9 protein-coding genes are annotated in these 14,967 nt (G+C 62.8%); 3 read left to right on the forward strand and 6 right to left on the reverse strand.

The features are described from left to right. The first annotated feature begins 106 nt into the window (after positions 1–106). Positions 107–6,991 carry a hypothetical protein gene (locus J3O30_RS12570; RefSeq protein ID WP_207580665.1) on the forward strand — a complete coding sequence of 2,295 codons (6,885 nt, stop codon included), beginning with the start codon at positions 107–109 and terminating at the stop codon, positions 6,989–6,991. Positions 6,992–7,294: 303 nt separating this feature from the next. Beyond that, the gene (locus tag J3O30_RS12575) at positions 7,295–7,855 is read left to right on the forward strand and encodes a cysteine hydrolase family protein (RefSeq protein WP_207580666.1); all 561 of its coding nucleotides are present in this window, start codon (positions 7,295–7,297) and stop codon (positions 7,853–7,855) included. Positions 7,856–7,987: 132 nt separating this feature from the next. Here the strand turns inward: J3O30_RS12575 and J3O30_RS12580 are convergent, their stop codons facing one another. Together J3O30_RS12580 and J3O30_RS12585 are read right to left on the reverse strand one after the other, a co-directional pair. Then, entirely contained in the window at positions 7,988–8,503 is a 516-nt protein-coding gene (locus J3O30_RS12580) for an AAA family ATPase (protein ID WP_207580667.1), read from the reverse strand. Positions 8,504–8,693: 190 nt separating this feature from the next. After that, positions 8,694–9,443, reverse strand: a complete 750-nt coding sequence (locus J3O30_RS12585) for an aminoacyl--tRNA ligase-related protein (RefSeq protein WP_207580668.1) — start codon at positions 9,441–9,443, stop codon at positions 8,694–8,696. Between the two features lie 362 nt (positions 9,444–9,805). Between J3O30_RS12585 and J3O30_RS12590 the strand changes: the two genes are divergently transcribed. Then, positions 9,806–10,681 (forward strand): D-alanyl-D-alanine carboxypeptidase family protein, encoded by an 876-nt coding sequence (locus J3O30_RS12590; RefSeq protein ID WP_207580669.1) that lies wholly within the window; start codon positions 9,806–9,808, stop codon positions 10,679–10,681. A gap of 206 nt (positions 10,682–10,887) precedes the next feature. Here the strand turns inward: J3O30_RS12590 and J3O30_RS12595 are convergent, their stop codons facing one another. From J3O30_RS12595 to J3O30_RS12610, 4 genes are read right to left on the reverse strand one after another with little or no spacing between them, the layout of a single operon-like run. Further along, complete coding sequence (locus tag J3O30_RS12595) at positions 10,888–11,499, reverse strand: ABC-type transport auxiliary lipoprotein family protein (RefSeq protein WP_207580670.1); 612 nt, start codon at positions 11,497–11,499, stop codon at positions 10,888–10,890. A 24-nt stretch (positions 11,500–11,523) separates the two neighbouring features. Continuing rightward, a complete protein-coding gene (locus J3O30_RS12600) occupies positions 11,524–12,894 on the reverse strand; it encodes an MlaD family protein (RefSeq protein ID WP_164014169.1) in 1,371 nt (456 codons plus the stop codon). Positions 12,895–12,903: 9 nt separating this feature from the next. Then, complete coding sequence (locus J3O30_RS12605; protein WP_207580671.1) at positions 12,904–13,746, reverse strand: ABC transporter ATP-binding protein; 843 nt, start codon at positions 13,744–13,746, stop codon at positions 12,904–12,906. Position 13,747: 1 nt separating this feature from the next. Further along, on the reverse strand, positions 13,748–14,917 hold the full coding sequence (locus J3O30_RS12610; RefSeq protein ID WP_207580672.1) for an MlaE family lipid ABC transporter permease subunit: 1,170 nt from the start codon (positions 14,915–14,917) through the stop codon (positions 13,748–13,750). Positions 14,918–14,967: the final 50 nt, after the last annotated feature.

Consider the following 14,967-nt stretch of genomic DNA (forward strand, 5'->3'; position numbering starts at 1 on the left):
CGTCCGTCGTTGGGATGGAAGGCTGGAACGGCAAAGTTGTTCCCCGGGTGAGGCGGAAGCCCGGGATTGCGCTGCCAGACCGGCCGACAGTAACGAGGCGTAACCAATGGCGAACAACAAATATAACGAGTCGGTTGAGGACAAGGCGTTCAAGGCATTGGACGAGGCGCTCCAGATCGACTTCGGCAAAGATAACGTGCCGTCTCGCCGCGGCGACGCGCCTGAAGCCCCGGAGGCTAATGTGTCTGATCCAGTGAACGCGCGTAACCAGCAGGCCCAGGAAGAAGCGCAGCGCCGTAGCCGCCGCGCCGCCGCCGGCGAGCAGACATCCCGGGGGCCGGCCTTCGCGCCCGCAAACGATGCCAGTCGCAATACGCCCGCCTCGATACTGAAATCCTTCGACGGCGCCTCCAGCCGCTCAGCGGTGCGCACCGCCACCCTCTTCTCGGTGCTTTGGGTCATGGGCGGGCTCGGCCTGATGTCGCTGCTTTATGCGCCTCAGATCTGGCAGATCCGTTCGCTCGCCGATCTCGTCGCCCTGCCGGGCGTCATCGCCGGCCTCGTCGGCATCATCATTCCCGTCATGATGTTCTATGCTTTCGCCATCATGATCGCCCGCGCCCAGGACATGCGCAACGCCGCCCGTTCCATGGCAGAGGTGGCATTGCGCCTGGCGGAGCCCGAAACCATCGCCTCCGAGCGCATCATGACCGTCGGCCAGGCCGTCCGCCGTGAGGTCTCAGCGATGAATGAAGGCATCGAGCGCACCATCGCGCGTGCGTCCGAGCTGGAAACGCTCGTCCATTCCGAAGTCAATGCACTTGAACGTTCCTATGCCGACAATGAGTTGCGCGTCCGTGGTCTCGTCCACGAACTCGGCTCCGAGCGCGAGGCAATCGTCAACCACGCCGACCGCATCCGTACCTCGATCGGCAGCGTCCACGACCAGTTGAAGGAAGAGCTGTCGCTTGCGACCGAAGAGATCGCGGTGCGGCTCTCCACATCGGGCGAAGCCTTCGCCTCGCTGATCGACACGCGCGCCGCGACGATTTTGGAACGATCGGACAACGCCCTGCAGTCGATGGGCAGCCTGCTCGCCGCCAAGACCGATAGCCTGTTGCAGACACTGAACGCATCGGGTTTCGCGCTCGCCACCGAATTCGACAGCCGCCTCGAAGCGCTCTCCGTCAATCTCAACGACCATGGCGAAAGGTTGCTCAGCCAATTCGAGACGCGCGCCTCGACCATGGACAGCAGCACCGAGAAGCTGAATGCGGCGCTGAACGAACGCACGCATCAGCTCAGCGAGATCCTGATCGCCCGCACCCGCGAGATCAATGAGAGCCTGAAATCAGGCGAACGCACCATCGGCGGCACGCTCGACGACGTGCTGTCGAAGCTGAACAGCGCCCTCGACGAAAAGGGCGCGAGCTTCCGCCAGAGCCTGCAGACCACCGCCGACGATGCCGTCATGGATCTCGACGTCCGCTCCGGCTTCTTCGAAGAACGGCTGCAGACGACCGTCGCCCAGCTGTCGACCGCCTTCGACGAACGAGTCGCCGAATTCACCAGCGCCTTCGACAAACGCACCGGCTCGCTCGACACCAAGCTGATGGAGAGCCTCGCCCGCATCAACGAGACGCTGACCGGCGGCTCGGATTCGATCGACGGCATCCTGAGTTCCGGCATCGACCGGCTCGGTTTGTCGATGACCGATCAGTCGCTGGCGCTCGCCACCACACTCGCCACCAGTCACGAAGTGCTGGAAAGCACGCTCGGCACCCGGGCGGATGAAATCACCACTGCACTCACCAGCCGGACCGGCGAACTGACCTCGGCGCTGCAGAGCGCCACCTCGGAAATCGCGCTGACGCTTGCATCCGGCACCTCCGAGCTGCAGAACAATCTGCAGACCCGGACAGCCGAATTCCGCGACACGCTGCGCACCACCACCACCGATCTGACGACCGCCGTTGCCGCCGGCACCGAGCAGGTGACCGCTGCCTTCGGCGGCCGCGCCGAGGAACTGACCGGCGCGCTTGCGGCGCGTGCGGCAGAAATCAGTGAGGCGCTCGGCACGGCCCACGGCCGCATCGACAGTGTCATGGCAGAACGCGGTGGCGCGTTGGTCGAGGCGCTCACCACACATCACGGCCGCTTCGAGGAAGCGCTGACGACCCGCTCCGACGCCATCATCAACGCCGTCTCCAGCACCCATGACCGGCTTGCCGAGACGCTCGACGAAAAGGCGATGGCGCTCGCCATCTCTCTGAACGAAAGCCAGGCCCGCATCGAGGATACGCTCGAAACCCGCTCCGAAACGCTGCTGAGCGCCGTATCCGGCACGCATGACCGCCTCTCCGAAACGCTCGATGAAAAGGCCATGGCGCTCGCCATCTCCCTGAACGAAAGCCAGGCCCGCATCGAGGATACGCTCGAGACCCGCTCCGCGGCCCTGTTGACCGCCGTCTCCGGCACACATGACCGCCTGTCCGAAACACTGGACAGCAAGGCAACCGCCCTGACAACCTCGCTTGACGAGCGCAGCGCCCGCATCGAGGGTGCGCTTGGAACGCGTGCGGAGGCGCTGCTGAACGCCGTCTCCGGCACTCACGAGCGCCTCTCCGAAACGCTGGACGGCAAGGCGGCAGCTTTTGCCACTGCGCTGAGCGAAGGCCAGACCCGTATTGCGGATACGCTCGAAACCCGCTCCGCAGCTCTGCTGAACGCCGTCTCCGGCACGCATGATCGTCTGTCCGAAACCCTGGACGAGAAGGCGATGACGCTCGCCATCTCGCTCAATGAGAGCCAGTCGCGGATTGAAGACACGCTTGAAGCGCGCTCCGAAGCCTTCCTCAAGGCCGTGTCGGGCACGCATGACCGTCTTTCCGAAACCCTCGACCAAAAGTCGGCAGCGCTCGCCGCCTCCCTGAACGAGGGTCAGAACCGCCTGCAGGACACGCTGGAGAGCCGTTCGGAATCCTTCCTCACTGCGGTCTCCGCCACCCACGACCGCCTGTCCGAGACACTCGACGACCGGGCAATGGCGCTTGCCATTTCGCTGAACGAGAGCCAGAGCCGTCTCGAAGAGACACTGACATCAGGCGCCGATGCAATTATCAATGCGGTCTCCGGCACGCATGAAGGCCTGAACGGTGTGCTCGACCAGAAGGCCGCCTCCCTTGCCACCTCGCTGAAAGAGGGCCAGGCCCGCATCGAGGAAGCCTTGGGGCACCGCACCGCTGCAATCATCGGTGCCGTAACGGCAACTCACGACCGGCTCACCGATACGCTCGACGAAAAGACCATGGCGCTCGCCATTTCGCTCGACGACAACCAGAGCCGCTTCGACAGTGTGCTCGAAGCGCGCAGCAACGCCATCATGGAGGCCGTCTCCGGCGCCGAGTCACGCGTCGCCGGCGCCTTCACCGACAAGACCGATGCCATCCGCGCCGCCTACACCGACAATCAGCAGAGGCTCGAAAATGCGCTCTCCGAGCATAGTGCCGCCCTTTCCGGCGTTCTCGATTCCGGCGGCGCCCGCTTCGAGGATCTCGTCGGCGGCTTGACCGGCCGCATCGAAGGTCGCCTGACCGACGCCCATGTTCGGCTCGGAGGCCTCGCCGACGAGGCCGCCGCACGCATCGAAGGCGGACTCACCTCTGCCCATGAGCGCATCCGCACGACGCTTGAGGATCGCGCCAACGCCATCGACCTGTCGCTGAACCAAGCCCATGCGCTGATCAACGATACGCTGACCGAACATGCGACCAGCATCGGCACCTCGGTGGCAACGAGCGTCAGCATGCTCGAAATGTCGCTGGAGGACCGTGAAGCCTCGATCCGTCAGGCCATCGATGCCAGCGCCCAGACATTGGAAGATCGCATGCATGCCGGCGCCGGCCAGATCGCCAGCCGCTTCCAGGAGGCGGCGAATGCGATTTCCAGCTCAACCCAGAACTTCTCCGCTCATCTCGACCAATCGGTCGAAAGCCTGACTGGCCGGGTCGAAGAAACCGGATCGCGTGTGGAAGCCGGTCTTGCGGCCATCGAGACCCGCATCCGTGACGGTGTCGGCGGCGTTGCCGAAAAGGTTGAAGCCGCCAGCGGCCACCTGTCCGGCGTGCTGGCCGACGGCATATCCCGTATCGGCACGCTCAGCGACGACGCCACTCAGCGCATCTCGGCAACGCTCCAAGGCAGCGCCGCAAACCTCACCCAGGCGATCGACAGCCGCACCGCCAACCTGGCCGAGACGCTCGACAGCCGCGCCACGACCCTGACGGGCGCCATCGACGGCCGCACCGCGAGCCTTGGCGAAACCCTTGACCGCGGCAATGAACGCATCGAGGAACGCCTCTCCACCATGGATCGCGCGTTGACCGTCGGCCTCGAGGCCGTCAACCGCACCATCGAAGGCAAGGCCGTCGGCCTCGCCTCGACGCTACGCAGCGCGGTTGCCGAAGCCGCCCAGGGAATGGAAGGCGAAGCAACGAGGACCACCGAACTGCTCGGCAAGACCGGCCAGCAATTCGCTGTGGATCTCAATGCGAAAAGCGACGAATTCACCCGCACCATGGATGAACGCTCGTCGCAGATCGTCACTCGCGTCGCTGAAGCCCAGAGCCGGCTGGCAAGCCAGGCCGCTGCCGTCGCCCAGACCTTCTCGGAAGCCGGCAACGCAATCGTCAACAAGGTCGCCGAGGCCGAAACCATCGTCGGCACGCAGGTCAATGCCATCTCCAAGGCGCTGTCGGATGCCGGCCAGTCTCTGGAAACGCGCGGCGACGCCATCCGCTTGACGCTGTCGGGGGCCGGAAGCGAGATTTCCGCCACCATGGCGGATGTCGACCGGGCGCTCGAAGCCCGCAGCAGCGCTATCCGCTCCAATCTCGAGGAGCGTGCTCGCGAGATCGATACGACCTTCTCCGAGATCGACCGGGCGCTCGAAGCGCGCGGCAATTCGATCCGCTCGACGCTCGACGAACGCACCCGCGACCTCAACTCGATGCTGTCGGGCCGTTCGGTCGAATTGACGCGCATCCTCGACGAAACCGCCCGTCCGATCATCGACCGGTATACCGACGCCGGCGAGCAGGCCGCCGCCCGCATCACCGCCGCAGCCAACCTCAGCGCCGACCGTCTGCGCGCCGAAAACGAAGCGCTCGCCAGCGCCGTTGCCGCCCGTACCGAAAATGTCGCCAATGCCGTCAGCGCCATCGAAAACAGCCTGGTCGGCAACGTCAATGGCCTCGTCGAGCGCATGGCGGAAAGCAGCGCGGCGATGGCGATGATGATGAACCGCGCCGCCGAGCAGCTGACCACCGTCGACGGCCGTCTCGGCGACACCACCACGCGTTTTGCCGAGTCCGCCAACAGGGCCGCCGAAATGGTCTCGGCCTCGACCAGGCTGCTCGAAGGCAAGGTCGACCGCCTCTCCGACATCTCGGGCCAGACGCTGTCGCAGGTCGGCGGCATCATCGGCCGCTTCGACGAACACTCCAAGGTCCTCACTCAGGCCTCGCAGCTCCTCGGCGCCGCCCAGTCCAATCTCGCCTCGACGCTCGAGGAGCGCGAAAGCGCCCTGCAGACGCTCTCCGTCGGCCTCGTCCAACGCTCCGCCGAGATCGAAAAGACCATGCTCGGCCTCGGCGGCATGATCGAGACTGTGTTCGAGCGGGCAGAGCAACGCTCAAGCCAGGTGACCGGCAATCTGCGCCAGGGCGTGCAATCCTCCTTCGCCGATATCGGCCGCATTCTCACCGAAACCGAGAAGCGCGCCCAGGAAGCGGCCGAGACGATGCGCGAGGCAATCACCCGCGCCGGCGACGAAGCCAATACGACGATCGACGGCACCTTCGCCAATGTCGAGCGCCGCTCCGGCGATCTCTCCAACCGTATTCGCGGCGGTCTGACGGCCTCGCTGTCGGAAGTCGAGCGCATGCTCGGCGAAGCCGGCCGCGCCTCCGACGGCGCCGCCCAGAACATGCGGGAGGCGTTGCGCGAGGCGATCGATGATGCCGTCGGCCGCTTCTCCGGCGCCACGGATGATATCCGCCGCTCCGCCGCCGACATCCGCAACGAGCTCGACGCCACACGCGCCGAACTGAAGCGCGGCGCCTTCGATCTTCCCGAGGAAGCCAAGGAAAGCGCCTCGGCCATGCGCCGGGCCGTCGCCGAGCAGATCAAGGCGCTGCAGGATATCTCCCAGCTTGTCGGCCGCTCGAGCCAGCAGCTTGAGATTTCCGAGCCCGTCGCCCGCACGCTCGCCCAGGCGCAGCCGGCCCCGCGTGCCGCCCAGCCGGTCGCAACCCGGCCGGTTGCAAGTCAGCCGGTCGTAAGTCAGCCGGTCGCAGCCCAGGCGCCGCAGCCGGCAGCGCCCCCGCCGATCGAAGCGACGGGTCTGCGCGGAACGATCGCGCCGACAGCACCCGCTGCCGCCCCGCAGCGCGCCGCCCCGCAGCCTCTTCGCCAGGACACAGGGCGCCAGGAGCCGGCTCCTCCGGAAAGCGGCGGCTGGATCAGCGATCTCCTGCGCGGCGCGTCGCGTGAGGAGGCCGCCGACGAGGCGTCTGCCCGCGCTCCGGTCCGGCCGGCGGAAACCGCCGCACCGGCCGCGCGCAGCAATGACAGCCGCAATCCGCGCCACGTCGTCGAATCGCTGAACTCGCTCTCGGTCGACATTGCCCGGGCCATCGACCACGACGCCTCGGTCGATCTCTGGCGCCGTTACCAGCGCGGCGAGCGCGACGTCTTCACCCGTCGCCTCTACACGCTGAAGGGCCAGCAGACCTTCGACGAGATCAAGCGCAAATATGACCGCGAACCGGAATTCCGCACCGCCGTCGATCGCTACATCGGTGACTTCGAAAAGCTGCTTGCCGATGTTGCCCGCACCGACCCGAACCGGACGGTGACGCAGTCCTACCTCACCTCGGATACCGGCAAGGTTTACACCATGCTCGCCCACGCCGCAGGCAGGCTCAGCTAAGTTCGCTGATCTGAACTGGAATTGGGAAAGCCGCTTGAACATATGTCAGGCGGCTTTTCTTTTGCGATGCCAGTGGAACTAATGCATGTCGCCCGGAAGTGTGCAGCGGTTCCGGGATAACGACATGCATAAAAACAAAGGACTAAAGCGCGTCGCATGAATCAAGTTTGATGCGACGCGCTTTAAGAGTGCGACTAAGATCTCTCCGGCTTCACTGTCCAGATAAGATCTCCAGCAGCCATTCGTAAGCAATACCGCCACCCAGACCCGACTTTGCCATCCAGCCACGGAAACCTCTCCCGAATGACGCAGGCCCTTCTGATCATCGACGTGCAGAATGCGATCCTCTCCCGAAAAGCTACGCTGGAGAGGCAGCCTCAGATCGATGCAGCACTCGACGGCACCGTCGCGCGGCTGGCCGCACTGCAAGAAAAGGCTCGGCAGGCAGGCGCGCCGATCGTGCTCGTCCAGCATGACGGCGACACCGGTCATCGATTGGCCGTCGGCACGGCGGGATGGGCACTGCGCGAGGAGATTGCGCCGAGACAGGGCGAGGTGGTCGTGCGCAAGAAGAGCGCCGACTCCTTCTTCGAAACCGATCTTGCCGAACGCCTGAACGAACGCTCGGTTACCCGCCTCGTCATCGGCGGCTGCATGTCGCAATTTTGCGTCGACACGACAGTCAGGCGCGCCGTTTCCCTCGGATATGATGTGACTTTGATTGCCGATGGCCACACCACCGGCGACACGGCGACCCTCACCTTCTCCGCGATCATCGCCCACCACAATGAAACGCTCGACGGTTTCGACGCGGGCAAGGCGACGGTGGATATCCGCCCGGCCGCCGACATTGCTTTTTCATAAAACGTCGGCAGAGACATATCGTCCGCCGGCAGAGAGGGACCGATAGTCCATGCCTCCTGTATTCTCCCGCCTTGTGGGGGAGATGCCCGGCAGGGCAAGGGGCATTCACGGCACGCCCTACAAGACCCGACATCAAATCGAAAGCGGGCGATCAATCCCCAGCCTGACGATCAACGCGTCGACGATCTCTTGCACATCCTTCGCGGCCGTATCGACAACGATCGGCCTCCGCTCCCAATGGTCATACACCCGCTCGACGGTTTCCTGCCACGTCGGTTTGACAAGTCCTTCGACGTCGGTTTCACGCGTCTCGACCCGGCGGCGATGCTCGATCTTGTCGGAACAAATCACCTCGACCTCGACCGCGGTCACCGCAGATCGCGCCGCGACTGCCAGCCAGGCGTCGCGCGTTATCTGAAGAGGATTGACCGAGTCGGCGATCACCATACGGCCGAGCGTGAGATTATCCTCGGCAACCCCATAGGCGACAACATAACCTGCCGGACCGACGTCTATTGAAGGGACACCCGCTCTGATCGCCTGCTCGATGGTGTCAACCCTCACATACACGGCTCCCAGCCGTTTCGCGAGCACGCGGGCGACAGTCGTTTTTCCACTACCCGGCAAGCCGCCGAAGATAATCAGCATGGTTTCCGATCCTGTCGCTGAGTGAATACATCTCGGGCGAAGGAGAACGACAATCGTGCTCCTTTGCTGATCATTACTCTTACCAACGAGATGCCCGAAGGTTCAACGCGCCAGCGACGACAGAATCCCGCTACCACGCGCATCGCCATCGCGGAGATCCGGAATCGCCACCAGCGGCCCCGGCTCCATCTTACCGATAGGCTGCTACCCCCCAGTTGTAGACGCACCGATCGAGGCCGATGGCGATCTCGAGCACGAGGACATCATGGTCGACGGCAGCTCCCCTCTTCGGCTGCGACCGGTAACGCTGCGGAAAATCGCTGCGTCGCGAGATCGAGCAGACCTCCATCCATTTGTCGCCATTGTCGACCTCGATATCCATCGTCACCTCGGAATAGGCCGGCAGCCGGTCGGAGGGCACGATCCGCGTCGGCAGATGGATCAGCGAGGCGATCATGCGGCGCACCGGCTCGAGGCAGGCGGCGTGATAGTCGTTGCCGCTGTCGGCCGTGAAGGCGCATTGGAACTCGAGCTGCCAGAACTCCTTCAGCCGCATGTGCTTGGTCGGCTGCTCCTGCTCACGGCGATAGGATCTGCCGGCCTGCCAGACGCAGAGCGGCAGCCGCGTCTTCGAGTGATTGCCGAGAATATGCTGCATGTAGGCATAGGTCGATGGCGTGGTCTCCGGCCTCAATACCAGCGCGGCATCACCGGCTGACAGTTGTTCCTGAACCCAGATATCGGCATTCGAATAAGCGCTCGAAACCAGTGATCGCGGCATCAAGCTGGGAGCCTCGACCCTTCGAACATCCCAGGCCGGATTGACCGATCTCAGAAAACTGCGGACCTCTTGCGAGAAGAAGCCGATCATATGATCGCGCAGATGGATCTCGCGCTCCTCCCAATGGACGAGCGAATTGACATGATAAAGATTGAGCACGGTGCCTGTCTCCCTGGCAACCTGGATTGACGTGGTGAGGGGCTTTACGTCCAGCCGGACGCAGAGAGCGCCCCGACGTCACAGCAGGACGCAGAGACCTCGTCCGTCAAAAGCGCACACAATCGCAGCCTGCAGGCAGGTGCTGATATGGCGGGAGAAAGGCGCGCGCTTCATGCTCATGTTGAATTTCTACGTGCCCTGCGCGCCATTGTCAAAACCGAAGACGGTGAGCCAAAAGCAATCAGCTGTGGATGGGGCCTTTTTATTGCCGCCCGTCCTTCATTTCGTCACAAACTTTCTGGATCCGCTTGCGTCTAGCCGATGGCTCACCCGACCGTCCAACGACAGAGACAGTAACATCGATGACCAAGACAACCTCCCGGCTCCTTGCCACCGCCCTCTCGTCCGCCATTCTGATGGGCGCTTTCACTGTGGCCGAGGCCGGCCAGGCAAGCTTCGTCGTCGATGCGCACTCCGGTCAGGTCCTCGAAGGCTCCAATCAGGACGAATTGAATTATCCGGCGTCGTTGACCAAGATGATGACTCTCTATCTCGCCTTCGAGGCCCTGCATGAGCGGCGCCTCAACTGGGAGCAGAAGCTCACCATGTCGGAAAATGCCGAGAGCAAGGAGCCCTTTAAACTCGCTGTCGGCGCCGGCCGCCAAGTGACGCTGCGCGAAGCGGTCGAAAGCATCGTCGTCTTGTCTGCCAACGACTCTGCCGTGGCGATCGCCGAACAGCTTGGTGGCTCCGAACAGGCTTTCGCCATGGCGATGACGGACAAGGCGCGCCAACTCGGCATGAAGGATACTGTCTTCAAGAATCCCTCGGGCCTTCCCGATCCCGAGCAGGTCACCACCGCACGCGATATGGCGACCCTCGGCGTCTCGCTGATGCGGGATTTCCCCGAGGAGTTCAAGCTGTTTTCCATGCGCGGCTTCCAGTTCCGCGGCATGAAGCTGCGCGGCCACAACAACCTCATGTATCGCTATGACGGCGTTGACGGCATCAAGACCGGCTTTACCGATGCATCGGGCTACAATGTCGTGACATCGGCGCTGAAGGATGGCCGCCGCGTCGTCGGCGTTGTCATGGGCGAAAAGACCGCAGGCCTGCGCGACGACAAGATGGCAGGACTGCTGGACAGCACCCTGTCGTCGTCGTCGAGTGCGACAGCTTCCACGACACCAGGCAACCAGCCGGGAGCGACGATGACGGATTCGCAACCGACGAAATAAGCGCTCGATGCACGTCGCCCGAAAATGCCCAGCGTTTGAGATAACGGCATGCAGGAAACAGAAACCTGCCGACAGGTTTTTGCTGCCGGTTATCTGAAAACTACCCCCAGGCTAAATGGAATAGGGTGACAATCCAGGCGCCGTCGGGACAAATATTTTTAAACGCCGGCAAGGTCACATTGCGGCGTTCTCCTGCAAACACCGGATCAGATCGAGCGCAGCGTCCAGTTGACGATCTCGGAGGCAACCATTGAGAAGGCACGGTCGAGACCCTTGACGAAGCCGCCATTATCGCCGCCGGCCGGCGCCGTGGCGCGGAATACCTTCTGGGCGCGCACCGAGCCGTTGCGGTCGTTGAGGATCTTGGCGGAGATTTCGACCACCGCCTGGTTGCCGTTTGAAGCGTCGATCTCGAAGGAGCGGATATCGGTGACGACCTGATAGTCGATCGCCAGTCCCTGCCCCGGCATGCCGACGCCACCGAGCTTGCCGGAGTTCTCGAAGGCTTCCACCAGCTTCGACTGCACCATGCGCGGCAGCTTGTCGCCCCATTGCGCCCGCGAGAGATACTGGATTTCCGAGGACGAGACGCGGATGACGATCTGCTCGCTGCCGAGCGCACTCAGCGCCGTTGGCGATGCGATCAGGATCTGGCGGGATTTGGCCGCCGGTCCGTCGCCGTCGACGGCGGCGGAAAGGTCATAGGTATCGTTCTTGGCCGCAGTGCCGCACCCGGAAAGGATCAGCGCCGTCAGCGGCAGCGCGATCACCGTTCCCCTGATCCATGAACGGCGCGACAACAGATGCGATGCGACCATATTAGGCTACCCCTGACTTCCCAGTTAACGCCGCGTCCGGCCGTCATATTGCTTCACCGTGTCCCCGCCGAAGATCAGCCGTTGGGGATTGCGGTCGAAGTTGGTGATCGTATCGTTCAGATTGTTGACGGTTCCACGCATGTCGTTGACGAGCGTCTGCACGTCGCGCAAACCGCCGCTTGAGAATTTCTGCAGATTGTCGGCGATCGGCCCGATGCGCGCATTCAGGTTGTCGGCGACCTTCTTGAAGGATTCCAGCGTATCGCGCGCCTCGGTAAACAGCGATTGTGTGTTGTCGGTTCCAAGCAAGGCATCGACTTTGATCAGGATACCGTCGATGCGGGTCGAGGCCGAATTCAGCTTGTTGGCAAGCTGCGAGACGTCCTGGATCGTCTGGTCAATATCTTTCTGACGCCCCGAAACCGTGTTGGCGACATCGCGGATCGACGCGACCGCGGCGCGTGCATCCTTGGTCGCCTGCGAGATATCGTCAACCGAGCCCTTCAGCTTGGCCGGGTCGATCTGGGCGACAAGCGTGTCGACGCGGTCGAGCGTCGCCTGTGCCTGTTTGCCGAAATCGTTGAAGGTGGTGGCCGTCTGGTCGAACTTCTGGATCGCCCCCTTAAGGTCGCCAGAGGCATCGGCGACGTTGGCGGTGATCTTATCGGCGTTGGAAACGATGTTGTCGATCTTCTTCGCATCAACCGCCTTGACCAGCGATTCCACAGCTTGAAGCGTCGAATCGACACGGCCGGAGACCGCCTTCACCGTATTGGAAAGCTCACCCACACTCTGCAAGAAGGCGTCGATATTGCCGGAATTCTTGGCAAGCGCATCCGAGAACGTCTCGGCATTCTTGAACGTCTGGGTCAGTGGCGCGCGTGAATCCTCGATGAAACCCTGAAGTTCACCGACCGCATCATTGGCGCGATCGAGGATCTTGTCGGCGGTCGCCAAAAGATTGGTGACGCTCGACTGGTCGGCGACGATGACAGCGCGTTTGCCGTTGTCGAGCGCATGTTGGAGGATGCTTTCCTCGCCCTTGCGGCCACCTGAAAGTTCGATATAGGCAGCCCCGGTCAAGCCCTGGATTTCAAGGGCGGCTTTGGTGGAAGGGTAGATCGGCGCATCGGTGCGCACCTGGGTGAAAGCCAGCGAATATTGCGGATCGTCGGCATCGATCGACAGTGTCTGCACCGAGCCGATCTGAATGCCGTTGAAGCGCACCGGCGAGCCGACGCTGAGGCCGTTGGCCGAACCCGGAATACGCACGATCAGCTCGGTCATCGGGCCACCACGGCCATATTCGGCCATCCAGTAGACGAAGCCGAAGGCCGCCGCGATTACCAGCACCGTGAAAAAACCGACAATCGTATAATTGGCTTTGGTTTCCATCTTATCCGGTCACTTCCCGCTGCTGCCGTGCCGCGCGCCATCATCCTGCGGCACGATCGAGCGCGCCCGCTTACCCTTGAAATAGGCTTGCACCCACGGATCGTCGTAGGCCAGCATGTCGTTGATCGTGCCTTCCACCATTACCCGTTTCTTTCCGAGCACGGCAATACGGTCGCAGACCGAAAACAGGCTGTCGAGATCATGCGTTACCATATAGACGGTCAGTCCCAGACTATCGCGCAGGTTGGCGATCAGTTCATCGAATTCGGCGGCGCCGATCGGGTCGAGACCCGAGGTCGGTTCATCCAGGAAGACGAGTTCAGGATCAAGCGAGAGTGCACGGGCAAGGGCGGCGCGCTTGATCATGCCGCCTGACAGTTCGGACGGGTATTTGTCGGCGGCATCGGCTGCGAGCCCGACCATGCGGATCTTCAGATGCGCCAGTTCGTCCATCAGCGAGCGCGGCAGGTCGAGATATTCGCGCATCGGCACCTGGATGTTTTCCTTGACCGTCAGCGACGAAAACAGGGCCCCCTGCTGGAACAGCACGCCAAGCCGCATGTCGAGCGCGTTGCGCTGCGGTTCGTCGAGTTCGTCGAAATCCTGGCCGAGGATCTTGATCGTGCCGGAGCGGCGCGGCAATAGCCTCAGCACCGTGCGCATCAGCACCGATTTTCCGGTGCCCGACGCGCCAACGAAGCCGAGGATTTCGCCGCGATAGATGTCGAGGTTGAGATTGTCGAGCACCACCTTGGAGCCGAAGGCGACGGTGACGTCGCGCGCCGAGAGCACGATGTCGCTCTCGTTTCTGTCTTCCGTATCGATTGGTTTTTCGTCCACGCGATTCGCCATGCTAGAAGTCGATCGCTGCATAGAACATCGCAAAAAGCCCGTCCATCAGGATGACGACGAAAATCGCCTTCACCACCGCGGCCGTCACATGCTGGCCGAGCGATTCCGCGCTGCCGCCGACCTTCAGCCCTTCGACGGCGGCGACGATGCCAATGACCAGCGCCATGAACGGCGCCTTGATCATGCCTGAGAGCACCGTGGACAGCGTCACCGCCTCGTGCAGGCGCGACAGGAAGTTGGCGAAGGTGATGCCGGAATAGCCCCAGGCGACGGCGGCCGCACCACCGAGCGAGGCGAAATTTGCCAGCACCGTCAAAAGCGGCAGCGCGATGGTCAGCGCCACCAGTCGCGGGAAGATCAGTACGCCGATCGGGTTGAGCCCCATCACCTTCAGCGCGTCGATCTCCTCGCGCATCTTCATCGAGCCGATCTCGGCGGTGATCGCGCTGCCCGAACGGCCGGCGATCATGATCGAGGTCAACAGCACGCCGATTTCGCGCAATTGCAGGATGCCGACGAGATCGACGACGAAGACCTCGGCACCGAAGTAGCGCAGCTGGAAGGCGCCCTGCTGGGCAATGATCGCCCCGATCAGAAACGACATCAGAAGGATGATCGGAACGGCGCGAACGCCCATATTGTCGATTTGGTTGATGATCGAGGCCGGCGAAACGCCGCTGCCGCGGCCGAACTTCATCTGTGCGCCGCGCACCGCCGAGCCGAGAATATACATGGCGGCGGCGAAATTGTCCCAGACGTCGTAGGCCATCTTACCGACCGGCGCGAAGATGCGCCCAGCAAGCGACACCTTCTCCTTCAACTCCGGCTCCGGTTTGGCCGACTCCTCGGAGAACATCGCCAGCATTTCGTCGATATGCTGATTGGTGCCTTCGAAGCGGACCGTCCGTCCGGCCGCCTCCTCTTCCTTCTTCAGCCGGCACAGCAGCCAGATCCCGGCGGTATCGATATCCGTAATGTCGGAAAGATCGACCGTCAGGTCACCGGCCTTCTGGTGCAGCAGCTTCTCGAAGTCACGCAGCACGAAATGCACATAGGCACTACGCCAGCTGCCTCTGAGACGCACATGCTGCCCCGAGCCATCGGACTGGTCGTCCACGTCAAGTGAGGCAACGTTGCGATTCTCGGCGTTCAAGATACTTATGTCTTTCAAGGCTCACGGCGACATTACCGACTCGGCGGATCGTTCGCCGCCCGGCGCGT

The organism is Rhizobium sp. NZLR1, assembly GCF_017357385.1.
GTDB lineage: Bacteria > Pseudomonadota > Alphaproteobacteria > Rhizobiales > Rhizobiaceae > Rhizobium.

What these genes read in the sequence shown, in the direction of transcription:
- J3O30_RS12570 (WP_207580665.1), top strand. Translation starts at nt 107, where the DNA reads ATGGCGAACAACAAATATAACGAGTCGGTTGAGGACAAGGCGTTCAAG.
- J3O30_RS12575 (WP_207580666.1), top strand. Translation starts at nt 7,295, where the DNA reads ATGACGCAGGCCCTTCTGATCATCGACGTGCAGAATGCGATCCTCTCC.
- J3O30_RS12580 (WP_207580667.1), bottom strand. Translation starts at nt 8,503, where the DNA reads ATGCTGATTATCTTCGGCGGCTTGCCGGGTAGTGGAAAAACGACTGTC.
- J3O30_RS12590 (WP_207580669.1), top strand. Translation starts at nt 9,806, where the DNA reads ATGACCAAGACAACCTCCCGGCTCCTTGCCACCGCCCTCTCGTCCGCC.
- J3O30_RS12595 (WP_207580670.1), bottom strand. Translation starts at nt 11,499, where the DNA reads ATGGTCGCATCGCATCTGTTGTCGCGCCGTTCATGGATCAGGGGAACG.
- J3O30_RS12600 (WP_164014169.1), bottom strand. Translation starts at nt 12,894, where the DNA reads ATGGAAACCAAAGCCAATTATACGATTGTCGGTTTTTTCACGGTGCTG.
- J3O30_RS12605 (WP_207580671.1), bottom strand. Translation starts at nt 13,746, where the DNA reads ATGGCGAATCGCGTGGACGAAAAACCAATCGATACGGAAGACAGAAAC.